Source organism: Desertibaculum subflavum (genome assembly GCA_003576705.1).
GTDB classification, from domain to species: domain Bacteria; phylum Pseudomonadota; class Alphaproteobacteria; order Ferrovibrionales; family Ferrovibrionaceae; genus Desertibaculum; species Desertibaculum subflavum.
This window is the reverse complement of sequence record QOZS01000006.1, coordinates 13,720-31,375: the sequence shown is the minus strand read 5'-3', so window position 1 is coordinate 31,375 and position 17,656 is coordinate 13,720. Positions and strand designations below refer to the sequence as shown.

The 17,656-nt window shown below is 68.3% G+C and carries 16 protein-coding genes; 6 read left to right on the top strand and 10 right to left on the bottom strand.

Annotated features, from left to right (window positions below):
- Positions 1–49 precede the first annotated feature (49 nt).
- The 3 genes from DT074_RS04570 to DT074_RS04560 all read left to right on the top strand — a co-directional run bounded on the left by DT074_RS04570 (position 50) and on the right by DT074_RS04560 (position 3,310).
- On the top strand, positions 50–1,948 hold the full coding sequence (locus DT074_RS04570; RefSeq protein WP_119418640.1) for a ribonucleoside-diphosphate reductase subunit alpha: 1,899 nt from the start codon (positions 50–52) through the stop codon (positions 1,946–1,948).
- Positions 1,939–3,051: a ribonucleotide-diphosphate reductase subunit beta gene (locus DT074_RS04565; RefSeq protein ID WP_368744419.1), complete on the top strand. Its 1,113-nt coding sequence runs from the start codon at positions 1,939–1,941 to the stop codon at positions 3,049–3,051. Before DT074_RS04570 ends, DT074_RS04565 begins: the two co-directional genes overlap by 10 nt.
- Before the next feature lie 64 nt (positions 3,052–3,115).
- Positions 3,116–3,310 carry a DUF4170 domain-containing protein gene (locus tag DT074_RS04560; RefSeq protein ID WP_119418638.1) on the top strand — a complete coding sequence of 65 codons (195 nt, stop codon included), beginning with the start codon at positions 3,116–3,118 and terminating at the stop codon, positions 3,308–3,310.
- Between the two features lie 43 nt (positions 3,311–3,353).
- On the opposite strand, the gene DT074_RS27910 is transcribed toward DT074_RS04560, so the two are convergent.
- The 9 genes from DT074_RS27910 to DT074_RS04520 all read right to left on the bottom strand — a co-directional run bounded on the left by DT074_RS27910 (position 3,354) and on the right by DT074_RS04520 (position 12,512).
- Positions 3,354–3,608, bottom strand: a complete 255-nt coding sequence (locus DT074_RS27910; protein WP_162914622.1) for a hypothetical protein — start codon at positions 3,606–3,608, stop codon at positions 3,354–3,356.
- A gap of 2 nt (positions 3,609–3,610) precedes the next feature.
- Entirely contained in the window at positions 3,611–6,049 is a 2,439-nt protein-coding gene (gene gyrB / locus DT074_RS04555) for a DNA topoisomerase (ATP-hydrolyzing) subunit B (RefSeq protein WP_119418637.1), read from the bottom strand.
- A gap of 5 nt (positions 6,050–6,054) precedes the next feature.
- Positions 6,055–7,197 (bottom strand): DNA replication/repair protein RecF, encoded by a 1,143-nt coding sequence (recF, locus tag DT074_RS04550; protein ID WP_119418636.1) that lies wholly within the window; start codon positions 7,195–7,197, stop codon positions 6,055–6,057.
- Between the two features lie 36 nt (positions 7,198–7,233).
- Complete coding sequence (gene dnaN / locus DT074_RS04545) at positions 7,234–8,355, bottom strand: DNA polymerase III subunit beta (RefSeq protein ID WP_119418635.1); 1,122 nt, start codon at positions 8,353–8,355, stop codon at positions 7,234–7,236.
- A 166-nt stretch (positions 8,356–8,521) separates the two neighbouring features.
- On the bottom strand, positions 8,522–9,949 hold the full coding sequence (gene dnaA / locus DT074_RS04540) for a chromosomal replication initiator protein DnaA (RefSeq protein ID WP_119418634.1): 1,428 nt from the start codon (positions 9,947–9,949) through the stop codon (positions 8,522–8,524).
- Between the two features lie 30 nt (positions 9,950–9,979).
- Positions 9,980–10,414 (bottom strand): rhodanese-like domain-containing protein, encoded by a 435-nt coding sequence (locus tag DT074_RS04535; RefSeq protein WP_119418633.1) that lies wholly within the window; start codon positions 10,412–10,414, stop codon positions 9,980–9,982.
- Positions 10,415–10,928: 514 nt separating this feature from the next.
- On the bottom strand, positions 10,929–11,201 hold the full coding sequence (gene rpsT / locus DT074_RS04530) for a 30S ribosomal protein S20 (RefSeq protein ID WP_119418632.1): 273 nt from the start codon (positions 11,199–11,201) through the stop codon (positions 10,929–10,931).
- A 127-nt stretch (positions 11,202–11,328) separates the two neighbouring features.
- Positions 11,329–12,105, bottom strand: a complete 777-nt coding sequence (locus DT074_RS04525) for an enoyl-CoA hydratase (protein WP_119418631.1) — start codon at positions 12,103–12,105, stop codon at positions 11,329–11,331.
- Positions 12,106–12,146: 41 nt separating this feature from the next.
- A complete protein-coding gene (locus DT074_RS04520; protein ID WP_162914621.1) occupies positions 12,147–12,512 on the bottom strand; it encodes a hypothetical protein in 366 nt (121 codons plus the stop codon).
- 269 nt (positions 12,513–12,781) lie between these two features.
- On the opposite strand from DT074_RS04520, the gene DT074_RS04515 reads away from it, so the two are divergent.
- Complete coding sequence (locus DT074_RS04515; RefSeq protein WP_119418629.1) at positions 12,782–13,999, top strand: type III PLP-dependent enzyme; 1,218 nt, start codon at positions 12,782–12,784, stop codon at positions 13,997–13,999.
- Positions 13,996–14,898, top strand: coding sequence for an agmatinase (gene speB / locus DT074_RS04510; protein ID WP_119418628.1), 903 nt, complete (start codon positions 13,996–13,998; stop codon positions 14,896–14,898). Before DT074_RS04515 ends, speB begins: the two co-directional genes overlap by 4 nt.
- Here speB and DT074_RS04505 read toward each other — a convergent pair.
- Positions 14,862–15,674, bottom strand: a complete 813-nt coding sequence (locus DT074_RS04505) for a creatininase family protein (protein ID WP_162914620.1) — start codon at positions 15,672–15,674, stop codon at positions 14,862–14,864. The genes speB and DT074_RS04505 overlap by 37 nt on opposite strands.
- On the opposite strand from DT074_RS04505, the gene DT074_RS04500 reads away from it, so the two are divergent.
- The gene (locus DT074_RS04500; protein WP_119418626.1) at positions 15,673–17,538 is read left to right on the top strand and encodes an ABC-F family ATP-binding cassette domain-containing protein; all 1,866 of its coding nucleotides are present in this window, start codon (positions 15,673–15,675) and stop codon (positions 17,536–17,538) included. The genes DT074_RS04505 and DT074_RS04500 overlap by 2 nt on opposite strands.
- The last annotated feature ends 118 nt before the right edge of the window (positions 17,539–17,656 follow it).

The window sequence follows — 17,656 nt, the reverse complement described above, 5'->3', positions numbered from 1 at the left end:
AGAACAAGGTGGTCGGCGAGAATCTCAAGGGATTCTGTCAGGGGGTTTCATGTCTGCGCTCGCTCTCGAATTCGATCGTCACGGCAACCTTGTGCCGATGCGCCCGCCGGCCCCGCCGCGCCCGGCACAGCGCGCGCCCGCGCCGGCACCGCTGGCGAAACGCCCGGAGCCTGCCGACCTCAGGCTCGACCGCAGCCGCGACGATCTGCTGACCCCGTTCGGCAAGGCGACCCTGCAGGACCGCTACCTGATGCCCGGCGAGAGCTATCAGGACATGTTCGCCCGCGTCGCCTGCGCCTATGCCGACGATGTCGAGCACGCCCAGCGCATCTACGACGCGGTGTCGAAGCTGTGGTTCATGCCGGCGACGCCGGTGCTGTCGAACGGCGGCACCACGCGCGGCCTGCCGATCTCCTGCTTCCTCAATGCGGTGCCGGACAGCCTCGACGGCATCGTCGATACCTGGAACGAGAACGTCTGGCTCGCCTCGAACGGCGGTGGCATCGGCACCTATTGGGGCGGCGTGCGCTCGATCGGCGAGGCGGTGAAGGGCTGCGGCGAGACCTCGGGCATCATCCCCTTCATCCATGTGATGGACGGGCTCACGCTCGCGATCAGCCAGGGCTCGCTGCGGCGCGGCTCGGCCGCGGTCTATCTCGACATCCACCATCCGGAGATCGAGGAGTTCCTGGAGATCCGCAAGGCCTCCGGCGACTTCAACCGCAAAGGCCTGAACCTGCATCACGGCATCAACGTCACCGACGAGTTCATGGAAGCCGTGCAGGACGGCCGCATGTTCGGCCTGCGCAGCCCGAAGACCGGCGAGGTGATGCGCACGGTGAATGCGCGCCAGCTCTGGCAGCGCATCCTGGAGACCCGGCTGCAGACCGGCGAGCCGTACCTGCTGTTCATCGACCATGTGAACCGGGCGCTGCCGAAGCACCAGAAGGAGCTCGGCCTCAAGGTCTCGACCTCGAACCTGTGCAGCGAGATCACCCTGCCGACCGGGCGCGATCATCGCGACGAGGACCGCACCGCCGTCTGCTGCCTCTCCTCGCTCAACATCGAGACCTGGGACGAGTGGTGCGACGAGCCAGGCTTCATCGAGGACGTGATGCGCTTCCTCGACAACGTACTGACGCAGTTCATCGAGACCGCGCCGGACAGCATGGCGCGCGCCAAATACTCGGCAACGCGCGAACGCTCGGTGGGCTTGGGCGTGATGGGCTTCCATTCCTTCCTGCAGGCGCGCGGCGTGCCGTTCGAGAGCGCCATCGCCAAGGCGTGGAACCTCCGCATCTTCCGCAAGATCCGCCGCGAGGCGGATGCCGCCTCCGTGCTGCTGGCCGAAGAGCGCGGCGCCTGCCCGGACGCGGCCGAGCGCGGCATGAAGGCGCGGTTCAGCCACAAGATCGCCATCGCGCCGACAGCGTCGATCAGCATCATCTGCGGCGGCACCAGCGCCTGCATCGAGCCGATTCCGGCCAATATCTATACGCACAAGACGCTTTCCGGCGCCTTCGCGGTGCGCAATCCCTATCTCGCCAAGGTGCTGGCGGCGAAGGGGATCGACACAGCCGAAACCTGGCAGTCGATCGTGGAGCATGAAGGCTCGGTCCAGCATCTCGCGGCGCTGGACGAGGACGAGAAGGCGACCTTCCGCACCGCCTTCGAGATCGACCAGCGCTGGATCGTCGAGTTCGCCGCCGATCGCGCGCCCTATATCTGCCAGAGTCAGTCGCTCAACCTCTACCTGCCGGCCGATATCGATAAGTGGGACCTGCACATGCTGCACTGGTCGGCCTGGAAGCGCGGCGTGAAGAGCCTCTATTACTGCCGCTCCAAATCGATCAGCCGCGCCGCCTTCGCCGGCAAGATGGAGGGTAAGGTGGCCGCGTTCAGCGTCGCGGCCCGCACCGATTACGAGGAGTGCCTCGCATGTCAGTGATCAGCCTGCGCGGCATCGACCTCTCCACCATCGACCCGAAAAGCCTGATCGGCACCGGCAAGGTCGGCCTGCTGCAGGCGACCGGCACCTACGATATCGAGCGCTACCCCTGGGCCTACGAGTTCTGGAAGCGCCAGCAGCAGACCCATTGGATGGGCGAGGAAGTGCCGCTCGGCGGCGACATCAAGGACTGGGCGTCGGACCGGGTGACCGATTCCGAGCGCCGGCTGCTGACCCAGATCTTCCGCTTCTTCACCCAGTCCGATGTCGAGGTCGGCGACAATTACCTGAAGCGCTACATCCCGATCTTCCAGCCGCTGGAAGTGCAGATGATGATGGCCGCCTTCTCCAACATGGAGACGGTGCATATCGACGCCTATGCGCTGCTCTTGAAGACGCTCGGCATGCCGAAGGCGGAATTCGAAGCGTTCCGCGACTATGCCGAAATGCGGGCCAAGGCCGACTACATGCACAGCTTCGGTGTCGGCAGCGTCGCCGATGTGGCGCGCACGCTCGCGATGTTCGGCGCCTTCACCGAGGGCATGTCGCTGTTCGCCTCCTTCGCGATGCTGCTCAACTTCCCGCGGCACAACAAGATGAACGGCATGGGCCAGATCGTCTCCTGGTCGGTGCGCGACGAGAGCCTGCATTGCGAGGGCATTATCCGGCTGTATCACCAGTGGAACCGCGAGACCGGCGCGGTGACATCGGCGGTGCGCGACGACATCGTCGACGTCGCCAAGACCATGGTGGGGCTGGAGGAGAAGTTCATCGACCTCGCCTTCGGCATCGGCAAGATCGAGGGCATGAAGGCGGAGGAGATCCGCGCCTATGTGCGCTACATCGCCGATTGGCGGCTGACCCAGCTGAAGCTGCCGCCGGTCTTCGGCTGGTTCGCCGAGACCGAGGCCGGCTACAAGCAGCTGAAACCGCACCCCCTGCCCTGGCTGGTCGAGATCCTGAACGGGGTCGAGCACGCCAATTTCTTCGAGCAGCGCGCTACCGAATATTCCAAAGCGGCCACACGCGGCTCCTGGGACGGCGAGGAGGGCGTCTGGGCCCTGTTCGACAAGCGGGAGGGGGCGGCGCGGCATACGGCCTGAACCGCGTCAATTTTTCGGCAACCCCCGGCTGCTATGCGATTTGACGTCGGAACGGAGGTTTCAGGTGTTCCACGTCAAAGGCGGCATCTACACGGATATGTCCTTCACCAGGCTGGAGCCGGGCCAGGCGCCGGTCGAGCTCGGCCCGTTCCGCAGCTATGACGAAGCTCACGTGGCCTGGCGCGACATCGCCGCGCGCACGCTCGATATCTGCACGGCCAAGTACTGGATCGTGGAGACGGAAGAGGTCGCGGGCTGAGACATTGCCGACCAAGGTTCGCGCCGACAACAGCCAGAACACCTTAAGGGGTTTCGATAGTCTGCTCCGTCCCCGGAGGATGTTCCTTGAGGTCCAGCACCCAACCTTGATCGGTGTGTTTGAGGTTGACCTCAAACGACGGGCCAGAGCCACCCCCGTTCATATACCAGCAGCGAACGGTGTCGCCCTCCGCTACTAAGAATTCGAAAAACTCCATATGGACGTAGGAGCCGATTCGATCAGAGATCAGCTGCGCAATATCTAGTGCTCCGATCCGGCTTTTCGGTGCTTCTGCCATGCTCACACGTCGAGGTTCACCACTTCGAGCGCGTTGGACTGGATGAATTCGCGGCGCGGCTCGACCACGTCGCCCATCAAGGTCGCGAAGATGCTGTCGGCCTCGTCGGCCTCGCGCACCTTGACCTGCAGGAGCGAGCGCACCTCGGGGTCGAGCGTGGTTTCCCAGAGCTGTTCCGGGTTCATCTCGCCGAGGCCCTTGTAGCGCTGCATGGAGAGGCCCTTGCGGCCGAAGGCCATCACCGCCTCCACCAAGTCGGTCGGCGAGGCGACCTGCACCTCCTCCTCCTTGCGGCGGAGCCGGGCCGGCGTGGCGTAGACCAAATGCAAGCTTTCGGCGAAGCGGCCGAGCTTGCGCGCCTCGGCGGCGCGGAACATCGCCGCGTCGAGCAGATGCGTCTCGGTCACGCCGCGCACGGTGCGCTCGAAGCGGAGATCGCCGCCCGGCGCGGCGACGCCCTTCCAGCCGCGCTCCGTCGGGTCGGACAGCGCGTCCAGGCGCCTGGCGACTTCGGCCGCCGCGTCGGCGGCGCGCGCCGGATCCTCCGGCACCGCCGGGTCGAGCGCGCCGGCGATCGCCGCCTGCTCGACAAGGCGCCGGTCGTAGCGGCGGGCGAGCGACTGCACGAGGCCGCGCGCGGCGCGCGCTTCCTCGACTAGGCTGCGCAGGTCGACGCCGGCGCGCTGGCTGCCGTCGCCCAGGAACAGCACGGCGCCGTCGAGCCCGCCGTTCAGCAGGTACTCCTCGAGCTCGCGCTCGTCCTTGCAATAGGTCTCGGACTGGCCGCGCTTCACCTTGTAGAGCGGCGGCTGGGCGATATAGAGGAAGCCCGCATCGATGACCGGCCGCATGTGGCGGTAGAAGAAGGTGAGCAGGAGCGTGCGAATATGCGCGCCGTCGACATCGGCGTCGGTCATGATGATGATCTTGTGGTAGCGCGCCTTGCCGACGTCGAAATCGTCGGAGCCGATGCCGGTGCCGAGCGCGGTGATCAGGGTCGCGATCTCGCCCGATGAGAGCATCTTGTCGAAGCGCGCGCGCTCGACGTTCAGGATCTTGCCGCGGAGCGGCAGCACGGCCTGGAACACGCGGTTGCGCGCCTGCTTGGCCGAGCCGCCGGCCGAATCACCCTCGACCAGGAAGAGCTCGTTCCGCTCCGGATCGCGCTCCTGGCACTCGGCGAGCTTGCCGGGCAGGCCGGCGAGATCGAAGGCGCCCTTCTTGCGCGTCAGCTCGCGCGCCTTGCGCGCCGCCTCGCGCGCCGCCGCCGCCTCCACCACCTTGCCGATGATGGTGCGGGCCTCGGCCGGATGCTCTTCGAACCAGGTGGCGAGGCCTTCGTTCAGCACGTTCTCGACCACCGGGCGGACTTCGGAGGAGACCAGCTTCTCCTTGGTTTGCGAGGAGAATTTCGGGTCCGGCACCTTGACCGAGAGCACGCAGGACAGCCCCTCGCGCGCGTCGTCGCCGGTGATCGCCACCTTCTCGCGCTTGGCGATGCCGCTTTCCTGCGCGTAGTTGTTGATCTGCCGGGTCAGCGCGGCGCGGAAGCCGGCCATATGCGTGCCGCCATCCTTCTGCGGGATGTTGTTGGTGAAGCAGAGCATCGTCTCGTGGTAGCTGTCGTTCCACTGCAGCGCCACTTCGACCAGGATGCCGTCCTTCTCGCCGCGCACGGCGATCGGCGGCTTGTGCAGCGGCGTCTTGTTGCGGTCGAGATATTGGACGAAGGCCTCGATGCCACCGACATAGTGCAGCTCGACCTGCTTCGGCTCCACGCCGCGCAGGTCGGAGAAGCGGATGGTGACGCCGGAATTGAGGAAGGCGAGCTCGCGCAGGCGATGCTCCAGCGTCGCGTAGTCGAACTCGATGATCTTGAAGACGACGGGCGAGGGCGTGAAGGTGACTTCGGTGCCGCGCTTGGCGGGATCGCAGGGGCCGGCCACGACGAGGTCCGCCTCCGGCACGCCGTCGCGGAAGCGCATGAAATATTCCTTGGCGCCGCGCCAGATGCGGAGATCCAGCACGCTGGACAGCGCGTTCACCACCGAGACGCCGACGCCGTGCAGGCCGCCGGAGATCTTGTAGGAATTCTGGTTGAACTTCGCGCCGGCATGCAGCTGGGTCATGATGACCTGCGCGGCGGAGACGCCTTCCTCCTCATGCAGATCGGTCGGGATGCCGCGACCGTTGTCGCGGATGGTGGCGGAGCCATCGGCGTTCAACACAACATCGACGGTGTCGCAATAGCCAGCCAAAGCCTCGTCGATGGCGTTGTCCACCACCTCGTAGACCATGTGATGCAGGCCGGAGCCGTCCTCGGTGTCGCCGATATACATGCCCGGGCGCTTGCGAACCGCCTCCAGGCCACGCAGCACCGTGATGCTCTCGGCGCCATATTCCTCGGCCGCGTCGTCGCGGCGGCGAACGGGGTCACTCATGGGTTCTATCCTACCAAGCGGCCGTCGCGAACGGTGAGAAACCGTGCGTGGCCGCGAAAGCCTTCGAACAGGGCGGCATCGGTGCCGGTGAGCCAGGCCTGCGATCCGAGCGACAGGATCGCCTGGGCGAGAGCCTCGCGGCGGGTGGTGTCGAGATGGGCGGCGATCTCGTCGAGCAGCAGGATCGGCGGCAGGGCCCGGCGCGCCGCGGTGAGCCTGGCATTGGCGAGCACGATGGCGATCAGGATCGCCTTCTGCTCGCCGGTGGAGCAGCGCTCGGCCGGCATGTCCTTGGCGGCATGGCGCGCCAGAAGGTCGGAACGATGGGGGCCCAGCGCCGTCGTGCCGGCCTCGGCATCGCGGGACCGGGAGCCGGCGAGGGCGGCGCGGTAGCGATCCTCCACCTCGACCGCCGGGTCGGCGGCCAGCGCATCTTCCAGATAGCCGGTGACGGCAACGACAGCGCGCGGAAACGGCCCCTCGCCCGCCGCCAGCGCCGCATCGAGCCTTGCCATCGCCTCGCGCCGCGCGGCGGCGACGACGACGCCCATCTCGGCCATGGTCGTTTCCAGCGCCGCGAGCCAGGCGGCGTCGCCGCCGCCCGAGCGGAGCAATTGCTGGCGCTCGCGCATCGCCTTCTCGAAGGCGGCGACATGGCGGGCATGGTTCGGGACCATGCCGTAGACCAGACGGTCGAGGAAGCGCCGCCGGCCGCCGGGGCTTTCCAGGAACAGCCGGTCCATCTGCGGCGTCAGCCAGTCGAGCGCAGCGACCCCGGCCAGCGCGGCACCGCCGCCGGCATCGGCGCCGTCGATATGGACCGCGCGCCGCTCGACGCTGCCTTCCTCCGTCGGCACCAGGCCGGTACCGATCTCGACCGCGTCCCGCGGGCCGTCGATGCGGGCGAAGACCGACCAGCCGCGGCCGCCCAGCCGCGTGACGTCGCCGAGGCGCACCCGCCGGAAGCCGCGGCCGGGCGCGAGGAACGAGAGCGCCTCCAGCAGATTGGTCTTGCCGGCGCCGTTCGGCCCTGTGAGCACCACCGGCGCCGGATCGAGGTCGAGCGCCAGCGCCGCGTAGGAGCGGAAATCGGTCAGCGCCAGGCGCGTCACGGCCTGCCCGGCGCGGAACGCCGGTGCCGCGGACATGGCAGATTCAGCAGCGGTAATCACGATTCAGCCGGGTCAGACCCGCATCGGCATGATGACGAACAGCGCGCCTTCGTCGCTGGCATCGCGCACCACGGTGGGCGAGCCGGAATCCTTGAGCGCGAAGCGCGCCTCGCCGCCCTTCTCGACCTGGTCCATGATGTCGAGCAGGTAGCGCGAGTTGAAGCCGATCTCCAGCGCGCCCTCGTTATAGGCGGCGGTCAGCTCCTCCACCGCGGTGCCGTTCTCGGGCGAGGTGGCGGAGACCAGAAGGCGGTCCTTGTCGAGGGCGAGCTTCACCGCGCGGCTCCGCTCGCTGGAAATCGTCGAGACGCGGTCCACCGCCTGGGCGAGGTCGGAGGCCGTGATGGCGAGCGCGCGCGGATTGTCCGGCGGGATGACGCGCTCGTAATCCGGGAACTGGCCGTCGATCAGCTTGGAGGTGAGCGAAGCCTCGTCGACGGCGAAGCGGATCTTGGTGTCGGACAGCGCCACCTCGACATCGCCGTCGACGCCGTCGATCAGCTTGCGCAGCTCGTTCACCGTCTTGCGCGGCACGATGACGCCCGGCATGGCGGCGGCGCCATCGGGCAGCGGCGTCTCGACCCGCGCCAGGCGATGGCCGTCGGTCGCCACCGCGCGCAGCACCGGCACGCCGGCCGACTGCGCCGCGTGCAGATAGATGCCGTTCAGGTAGTAGCGCGTCTCCTCGGTGGAGATGGCGAAGCGCGTCTTGTCGATCAGGCGGCGCAGATCGGCCGCGGAGATATTGAATTTAGCCGGCAGGTCACCCGCCGCCATGACCGGGAAATCCTCCTTCGGCAGGCAGGCGAGGGTGAATTCCGAGCGCCCGGCGCGCAACTGCAGCCGCGTGTCGCCCGGCTTCTGCGCGAGCTCGATCTCGGCGCCGTCGGGCAGCTTGCGCACGATGTCGTAGAGCGTATGCGCCGGCACCGTCGTCGCCCCGGCGCGCGACGCCTTGGCCGGCACCTTCTCGACGATGGCGATGTCGAGATCCGTCGCGGTCAGCGCGAGCGCGCCATCGGCCGCGTCGAGATGCACGTTGGAGAGGATCGGGATGGTGTTGCGCCGCTCGACCACGCTCTGCACATGCGCAAGCGCCGTAAGCAGCGCGACCCGTTCGATGCTGAGCTTCATGGGCCCCGAATTCGGCTGGATCGGCGGTTGAAAAACCCGCCTTTGGAGCTACCCGCGAAGAATCGGGCGGCACCGCAGGACGGGAGGAAACTATAGCAGAACAAAGGGGAAAAGGCTCAAGCGCCCAATGCGGTTGACATGGGTGCTCGAGCCGCCGGATTCCGCCTCAGGATTCGAGCTGGCGCCGCAGCAAGTCGAGGTCTTCGGCGAAGGTGGCGTCGGTCGAGCGCAGTTCCTCGATCCGTCGCACCGCGTGCAAGACGGTGGTGTGGTCGCGATCCCCGAACCGCCTTCCGATCTCCGGCAGGCTGCGCGAAGTCAGCTGCTTGGCGAGGTACATGGCGATCTGCCGGGGGCGGGCCACCTCGCGCGCCCGGCGATGCGAGACCATGTCGTTCAACTTGATGCTGTAATGCGCCGCGACCTTCTTCTGGATCTCCTCGATGGTGATCCGCCGGTCGTTGGAGCGCAGCAGGTCCTGCAGCACGTCCTGCGCGGATTCCAAGGTGATCGGCCGGCCGACCAGGCTCTGATAGGCGAGCAGGCGGTTCAGCGCGCCTTCCAGCTCGCGCACGTTGGAGGAGATGCGATAGGCCAGGAACTCCATCACCTTCGGCGGCACGCTGGCGGCGACGCGCTCGGCCTTGGCCTGCAGGATGCCGAGGCGCAGCTCGTAATCGGTCGGGTGGATATCGGCGACGAGGCCCCAGCCGAGGCGGGATTTCAGCCGGTCCTCGATCTTGTCGAGATCCGCCGGCGAGCGGTCGCCCGACAGCACGATCTGCCGGTTGTGATCGATCAAGGCGTTGAAGGTGTGGAAGAACTCCTCCTGCGTCGTCTCCTTGCCGGCGATGAACTGCACGTCGTCCACCATCAGCACGTCGACCGAGCGGAGCTGCTCCTTGAACGCCATGGTGTCCTTGAAGCGCAGCGCGCGGATGAATTCGTGCATGAAGCGCTCGGCGGAGAGATAGACGACGCGGCGCTTCGGATCGCGGGCACGGATATGCAGCGCGATGGCGTGCAAGAGATGCGTCTTGCCGAGGCCGACGCCGCCATAGAGGTAGAGCGGGTTGAACTCGACCGAGGCCGCCTCGGCGACCCGGCGGGCCGCGGCATAGGCGAGCTCGTTCGGCCGGCCGACGATGAAGTTCTCGAAGGTGAAACGCGGATCGAACGGCGCCGAGAGCGCGCGGTCGAACTCGTCGAACGGCTGCGCGCGCATCGGCGCGGCGGGGACGGTCTTCTCCACCGGCGCCGGCAGCTCGGCCGGCGCGTTCGCCGCCGGGTTGGGGCCGGGCGGCCGGGCGGCCGCGCGCACGACCACCCGGACATCACGCACCGCGGGACGCTCGGTCCGCCACAGGTCGCGGATCTTGGTCAGGTAGTGGGTGGTCACCCAGTCGCGCATGAACGGCGTGGTGGTGGACAGCACCACGGCATCCGCCACCACGTCCTGGTCGTGCAGGGCCAGCGGCTTGAGCCAGCTGTTGAACGCCGCATCGCCGGTCTGGGCGCGCAGACGCGCGCGCACGCGGTCCCATTCCTCGTTCAGCATCATCATGGCCGACCGTCCTGTCGTGTCGCTCGACATTCCCGAATTCCCCCGGCTGCCGAAAGCGCGTCAGCTCTGGCGCCAGGGAAGACCGGCTGCTTTCCAACCGGTCCGACTACCTCGGTGGCCTCGGTCGTCGAGATCGCCCTCAAATCCGCCGGCGATGTTGTAGGCGCGGGCAAACCCGGCCGTGGTGGCGGCAATGGCGGCGGCGCGCGACCGAGCGCCGCTGCGGCACAGGAAATAGACGGGTGCGTCGCGCTCCGGCACCGCATCGGCGAGCTGCGACAGGAAATTCGAGTTTGCCGCCATGCCCGGAAACACCTGCCATTCGATGCAGAGCGGACGCTTGCCGATCGCGTTCAGATCGGGAAGCCCGACAAAGGTCCATTCCGGCTGCGACCGGACATCGACCAGCACCGCCTTGGGCTCGTCGGTCAATGCCTTCATCGCGTCGGCGACGCCAACGTCGCCCGCATAGCCCGCATTTGGTGGAGAGCTCATTGCGTAACACCTCCCCCATCGCGTCGGTTCTGCCTTCCGCGGCGCCCCCGGAAATTTGTCATCGTGTCTCCCACCACGACAACCCCGGAGCACCACACTGACCGACTGCGACCAGCCATCGTTGTTAGCTCCGCAACTCAGCACGCACTTTGCAATCGCGAGAGTCTGTTCGACCGCCCGCGTCGTTCATCACATCGCTGCAAGAATGCTTGGGGCCAGCCCCGTTCGACGATGTCGATGAAGGAAGCGTAGCGAAGGGGCTGTTGGGCTGCAAGCATCGCGAATCGCGGAGTTCTGCGGATTCCGAATCACGGATGACGATCGTGACGAAAACGACACAGACTCGTCGCAATGTTTCGTCGCCTTCGCTGCGTGCGATCGCGCAGCGCGAGTTCGCGCGATGCGATGTCGGCGCTCACGCTTCGATGCGATGTCGAGGAAGCGAAGCCGGATGAAAAGATAAGGGCCGCGCGTTGCCGCGCGGCCCCAGCCGATCCGAAATGCGCGATGCGGCTTACGACGCCGTGCGCATCGCGTTCACCTTCAGGGTGAGACGCGACAGTTTACGCGACGCCGTGTTGCGATGGATGACGCCCTTGCTGACGCCGCGCGCGAGCTCGGGCTGCGCCGCCTTCAGCGCCGTCTCCGCCGCGCCGGCATCGCCGCCCTCGATGGCGAGCTCGACCTTCTTGACGAAGGTGCGAAGACGGGAACGGCGCGCGCGGTTGCGCTCGGTGCGCTTCTCGGTCTGACGCGCGCGCTTCTCGGCGGACTTGTGGTTTGCCATGGCCTGGATCGATCCGGAATTCCGTAGGAAGCGGGGCTTATAGCGATGCGGTCCCGGCCCGTCAACGCGCCCGGCGCGATATCGTTAACAGCCTGTCGGATAAGCGGATTCCGGGCGGATTTCCGGGCTATTTGTGCTGGAAATTCGGCTTCCGCTTGTCGATGAAGGCCTGCATGCCTTCCTTCTGGTCCAGGGTCGAGAAGGTGGAATGGAAGATGCGCCGCTCGAACCTGACGCCCTCCGCCAGGGTCGTCTCGTAGGCGCGATTGACGGATTCCTTGGCGATCATCACCGCGGGGCGCGACAGCTCGGCGATCTTGGTCGCCACCTTGAGCGCCTCGTCGAGCAGCTGGTCCTTCGGCACGATGCGGCTGACGAGGCCGGAACGCTCCGCCTCCTCCGCATCCATCATCCGCGCGGTGAGACACATCTCCATCGCCTTCGACTTGCCGACGAAACGGGTGAGGCGCTGAGTGCCGCCGGCGCCGGGGATGGTACCGAGATTGATTTCCGGCTGGCCGAACTTGGCGTTGTCGGCGGCGAGGATGAAGTCGCACATCATCGCCAGCTCGCAGCCGCCGCCGAGCGCGTAGCCCGCCACCGCGGCGATCACCGGCTTGCGGCAGCGCGCCACCCGCTCCCAATTGCGAGTGATGAAATCCTCCTTGTAGACGTCCATGTAGGTCTTGGACTGCATCTCCTTGATGTCGGCGCCGGCGGCGAAGGCCTTATCGCTGCCGGTGACCACGAGGCAGCCGATCGCATCGTCGGCCTCGAAGGCATCGACCGCCGCGCTCACCTCGTCCATCAGCTGCGCGTTCAGCGCGTTGAGCGCCTGCGGCCGGTTGAGGCGGATCAGACCGACGGCACCGCGGGTCTCGACGATGATGTTCTGGTAGGTCATGGCATCTCCTCCTCCGACGGGCGCGCGCCGCGCTTATAGACTCAGCGCGGGCGGATGTCGAAACGCACCACAAGTTGGCCTTGCCGCTGCGCAAAGCCGAGGCTCAACCGCTCGCCGGCGCGATCGTAGCGGCGGTCGTCCACGCGCTTCCAGCCGAGCGCCGGCAGGGTGCCGGCATAGAAGCGGCGGACCTCGGCCTCGCTCACGCCCCTGCCCTGCGCCTCCGCTTCGACGATGCGGCCGGTTGGCGTCTCGAAGGCGGTCGAGGCCGCCGCATTGGCCTCGAGGCCGGGCATCAGCGGCAGGTCGTCGACGCCCGGCACGAATTCCGCCGCAGCGGCGGCGAAACTGGTGAGGCAGGCCGCGAAGGCGAAGCCGCGCAGCATCCGACCGACGCAGGCTCTCACGGCCCGGCGCCGGTCGAACGGGGCGGGAATGTGTCCGCCGGGATGGCCCGGCCGGCGGTGACGACGCGCATTCGTCCCCCGAGATGGGAAATACGGCCAACGATAACAGATTCTTCTTGAATACCGGGCGATAGTCCCTAGATGCACGCCACGACGCAAAACGAACGTGCGGACGTCATGCTCGAGCGCATGGCCAAGCGGCGACGCCAAGCGTCCTTTTTGGCCGAGCCGGTCTTGTGGACCGGTGCTGAGAGGGAAGCTCGACGCCCATGCCGGCGAATACACGCACCCGCCTAGCCGTATCCCCGCTTCGACGCAGCTTCGACCGGCGCATCGCGCCGGCCGTCGACGCCCTGGTGGCAGAGCTGCGCCCTTCGGAGCCACTGCACTGCTTCCGCCCCCGCCTCGCCCGCGCGACGGCGCGCCGCTTCGTCGCGCGCTTTCCGGGCGAGGTTCTCTATGCGGTCAAGTGCAATCCGGAGCCGCGCGTGCTGCGGGCGCTGCGCGCCGGCGGCGTGCAGAGCTTCGACGTCGCCTCGATCACCGAGGCCCGGCTGGTGCACCAGCTCTTCCCCGATGCGGTGATGCGCTTCATGCATCCGGTGAAGGCGCGCGAGGCGATCCGCGAGGCCTATGCCACGCTCGGCATCCGCGACTTCGTGCTCGACAGCGAGGCGGAGCTCGCCAAGCTCAGCCAGGAGACCGGCGGCGCGTCCGATCTCGGGCTCATCGTCCGCCTCGCTTTGCCCAAGGGTGCTGCGGCCTATGACCTCTCCGGCAAGTTCGGCGCCGAGCGCGACACGGCGGTGGCGCTGCTGCGCGCCTGCCGCGCCGCGGCGCCGCGGATCGGCCTCGCTTTCCATGTCGGCTCGCAATGCCTAGACCAAATGGCCTATGCCCGCGCCATCGCCTATGCCGGCGAGATCGCGGCCGAGGCCGGCGTCGGGCTCGACGTGCTGGATGTGGGCGGCGGCTTTCCGCTCGCCTATCCCGGCAGCACGCCGCCGGCGCTGGACCAGTTCATCGACGCGATCGGCGAGGCGGTCGCTGCGCTGCCGGCGGGCTTGGCGCCGGCGCTCTGGTGCGAGCCGGGCCGGGCGCTGGTCGGCGCCGCGACGTCGGTCGTCGTGCGCGTCGAGCATCGCCGCGGGCAGGAGCTGTTCGTCAACGACGGCATCTACGGCAGCCTCTCGGATGCCGGCGCGCCCGGCTTCCGCTTCCCGGCGCGGCTGATCCGGCCAGACGGCGCCGCCGCGAACGAGATGGCGGATTTCGTGCTGTTCGGCCCGACCTGCGACAGCGTCGACCGCATGGCCGGGCCCTGGCCGCTGCCGGCGGATATCCGCGAGGGCGACTGGATCGAGATCGGCCAACTCGGCGCCTATGGCGCGGCTCTGCGCACCGGGTTCAACGGCTTCGACCGCGCACGCCTGGTGGACGTGGACGCGCCGCCGCTGCTCTTCACCGCCGGGCATCCGGGCGCATGAGCACGCTCGCCCCCACCTTCGCCACGCCACCCGGCTTTCTCGGCCAGGGCCCGCGCGATGCCGCGACGCGCTATGTCGTGGCCGGCATCCCGCTCGACCTCGGCACCACCAACCGCGCCGGTGCGCGCGACGGCCCGGCGGCGATCCGCCGCGCCAGCCGCATGCTGGTCGACGGCGCGCATCCGCTCTCGGGCCGCGACCCGAAGGCGCTCGGCGTCGCCGATATCGGCGACCTGCCGGTGGCGATCGGCGACCTGGAGGCGAGCCTCGGCCGGATCGAGGCAGCGGCGCGCGGCCTGCCGCATCTGGTGGCGCTGGGCGGCGACCATGCCCTGACTCTGCCCTTGCTTCGCACCCTGGCGAAGCGCACCGGGCCGCTGGCGCTGGTGCATTTCGACGCCCATCTCGACACCTGGCCGGACAGCTTCGGCGCCGTGCACGGGCATGGCTCCGTCTTCTTCCATGCCATCGAAGAAGGCATCGTCGATCCCAAACGGATGATCCAGCTCGGCATCCGCTCGCCGGCGGATGCGCCGATCATCGAGTGGACGCGGGCGAAAGGCGTCACCACGCTCTCGGCAGAGGACGTGCATATGAACGCGCCGGCCGCCATCGCCGAGCGCATCCGCCAGGTGGTCGGCCCAGCACCCGCCTATCTCACCTTCGACATCGACGCGCTGGACCCCGCCCAGGCGCCCGGCACCGGCACGCCTGAGGTCGGCGGCCTGTTCACCTGGCAGGCGCTCGCCATCTTGAACCGGCTGCAGGGCATCCGCTTCCAGGGCATGGATGTGGTGGAGGTGGCGCCGGCCTATGACACGGCCGAGATTACCGCGCTGGCCGCCGCCACCATCGCCTGGACCTATCTGGCGCTCGATCCGGCCAAGCTCTCCGGATAGATCGCGCGCAGGCCCTCGACCAGCTCGCGCACCATCTCGGCCAGGATCTCGCGGCCGAGTTCGGGCGTCGCGAGCGACGGATCGCCGGTCGCCCCGGTCGCCGTGTAGTCGATGCCGCTCGCCGGATCGGGGCTGAACTCGACCGGCCGGGCGAACACCGTCGCCGGGCCCGGATTGCCGTAATCCGGTTTGGCCAGATCCAACCGCACCAGCTCCGGCGCGATCGCCAGGATCAGCGAGGTCTCCTGCTCGTCGGCATGGCCGCCGCCCTTCTGCCGGAGCCTGCCGCGGAGCCCGAGCCCGAGCCGGCGGATGTCGCTGACCGCCACCTTCACCGCATGCCGCTGCCAGATATTGCGGACAGCGATGGTGATGACGGGTTCGGTGGAGACGCCGGTATTGACGATGGCGAGCTTGCGAGCGCCCTGCTCGATCAGCAGGTCGAGCGTCTCCTCCATCACCTGCTGGAAGGTCTCGGCCGAGAGCGACTGGCTGCCCGGATAGCGGATGAAGGCCGGGTAGAAGCCGGCGGTGATCACCGGCGCCGCCAGCACCGGGAGCTCGGCCAGCACGCCGCCGGCCAGCGCCCGCGCGAGCAGCCAGTCGGTCTTCATCGGCAGGTGGTGGCCGTGCTCCTTGGCGAGCGCACCGACCGGCACGACAACCGGCGCGCCGGCCGCGATCCGCGCCGCCACCTCCGGCCAGGCCAAGTCTTCGATCCAGGCACCCTGCATGGAGTTGCCCTCCGTTCCGAGCATGCTATAGGCAGCGGCCATGCTGCACATCAACGGCCTCACGATCCGCGTCGGCGGCCGCGTCCTGCTGGAGGGCGCGACCGTGCACGTGCCCGCCGGCAAGCGGGTCGGCCTGATCGGCCGCAACGGGTCCGGCAAGTCGACCTTGCTGAAGGCGATCCAAGGCGAGATCGGGCCGGAGGCGGGCAGCATCAACCTGCGCCCCACCGCACGCCTTGCCAGCGTGGCGCAGGAGGCGCCGGGCGGCGAGCTCAAGGCGATCGACGTGGTGCTGGCGGCGGATGCGGAGCGCACCCGGCTGCTGGCCGAGGCGGAGATTGCGACCGATCCCTCCCGCATCGCCGAGATCCACGCGCGCCTGGACTCGATCGGCGCGCACGCCGCCCCGGCCCGGGCGGCGACCATCCTGGCCGGTCTCGGCTTCGACCAGGGGATGCAATCGACCCCGCTCGGCCATTTCTCCGGCGGCTGGCGCATGCGCGCGGCGCTCGCCGCCGCCTTGTTCGCCGATGCCGATCTGCTGCTGCTCGACGAGCCGTCGAACCATCTCGACCTGGAAGCGGCGATGTGGCTGGAGAGCTTCCTCGCCAGCTACCCACGCACCCTGATCCTGGTCAGCCACGACCGCGACCTGCTCGACGCGGTCGCCGACATGACGGTGCATATCGATCAGAAGAAGCTGGTCGGCTATGCCGGCGGCTATAGCGAGTTCGAGCGGCTGCGCGCCGAGCGCATCGCGCGCGACCGCGCCGTCGCCGCCAAGCGCGAGGTGGAGCGCAAGCACCTGCAATCCTTCGTCGACCGCTTCCGCGCCAAGGCATCGAAGGCGCCGCAGGCGCAGAGCCGGCTGAAGCGGCTCGCCAAGCTGGAGCCGCTGCCGAGCGTGATCGAGGAGGCGGTGCCGAACCTGCAATTCCCGGAGCCGGACAACCTGGCGCCGCCGCTGATCACGCTGGACAACGTCGCGGTCGGCTACGAGCCGGGCAAGCCGGTGCTGAAGCGGATCGATATCCGCCTGGACCCGGACGACCGCATCGCGCTGCTCGGCGCCAACGGCAACGGCAAGTCGACCCTGGCCAAGCTGCTGGCCGGCCGGCTCGGCGCCATGGCGGGCGAGCTTAGGCGCGCGCCGAAGCTCTCCGCCGGCTATTTCGGCCAGCACCAGATCGAGGATCTGAACCCGGCGGAGACGGCCTTTCAGCATCTCTCGCGCCTGATGCCGAAGGCGAACGAGCCCAAGGTGCGCGCGCGGCTCGGCCGCTTCGGCTTCGCCCAGGCCAAGGCCGACGTGCCGGCGCGCGACCTGTCGGGCGGCGAGAAGGCACGGCTGGTCTTCGCGCTGATCACCGCCGGCGAGCCGCAGATGCTGATCCTCGACGAGCCGACCAACCACCTGGACATCGACGCCCGCGAGGCGCTGGTGCGGGCGATCGGCGATTTCCCGGGCGCCGTCATCCTGGTCAGCCATGACAGCCGCCTGGTCGACCTGGTCGCCGACCGGCTGTGGCTGGTCGAGGACGGCACCGTGCGTCCCTATGACGGCGACATCGAGAGCTATCGCAAGCGGGTGCTGGATCGTCGCCGGTCCGCGAACGGGTCGGAGAAAAAGCTCGACGGCACGCGCAAGGAAGACCGGCGCAGTGCCGCCGATGCGCGCTCGGCCCTGGCGCCGCTGCGCAAGCGCGCCAAGGCGGCCGAGGCGCTGATCGAGAAGCTCGACCGCGAGAAGGCCGCGCTCGATGCCAGGCTCGCCGACGGCGCGACCTATGCCGATGCCGCCAAGGCAGCCGATCTCGCCCGCGCCCGCGCCGAGCTGGAAGCGCGCATCGCCGCCGCCGAGGCCGACTGGCTGGCCGCCTCGGAAGCGCTGGAAACACAGGCCTGATCTGCCGCTGCGACGCGGCTTGAACCTTGCATCGGGCTTGCCGGGGTGCCGCGGGCGCTCCTAGGCTTGATGGATAGCAGCAAGGGGGTAGCGATGCGCGCGCGGGCTCTGTTCTCCG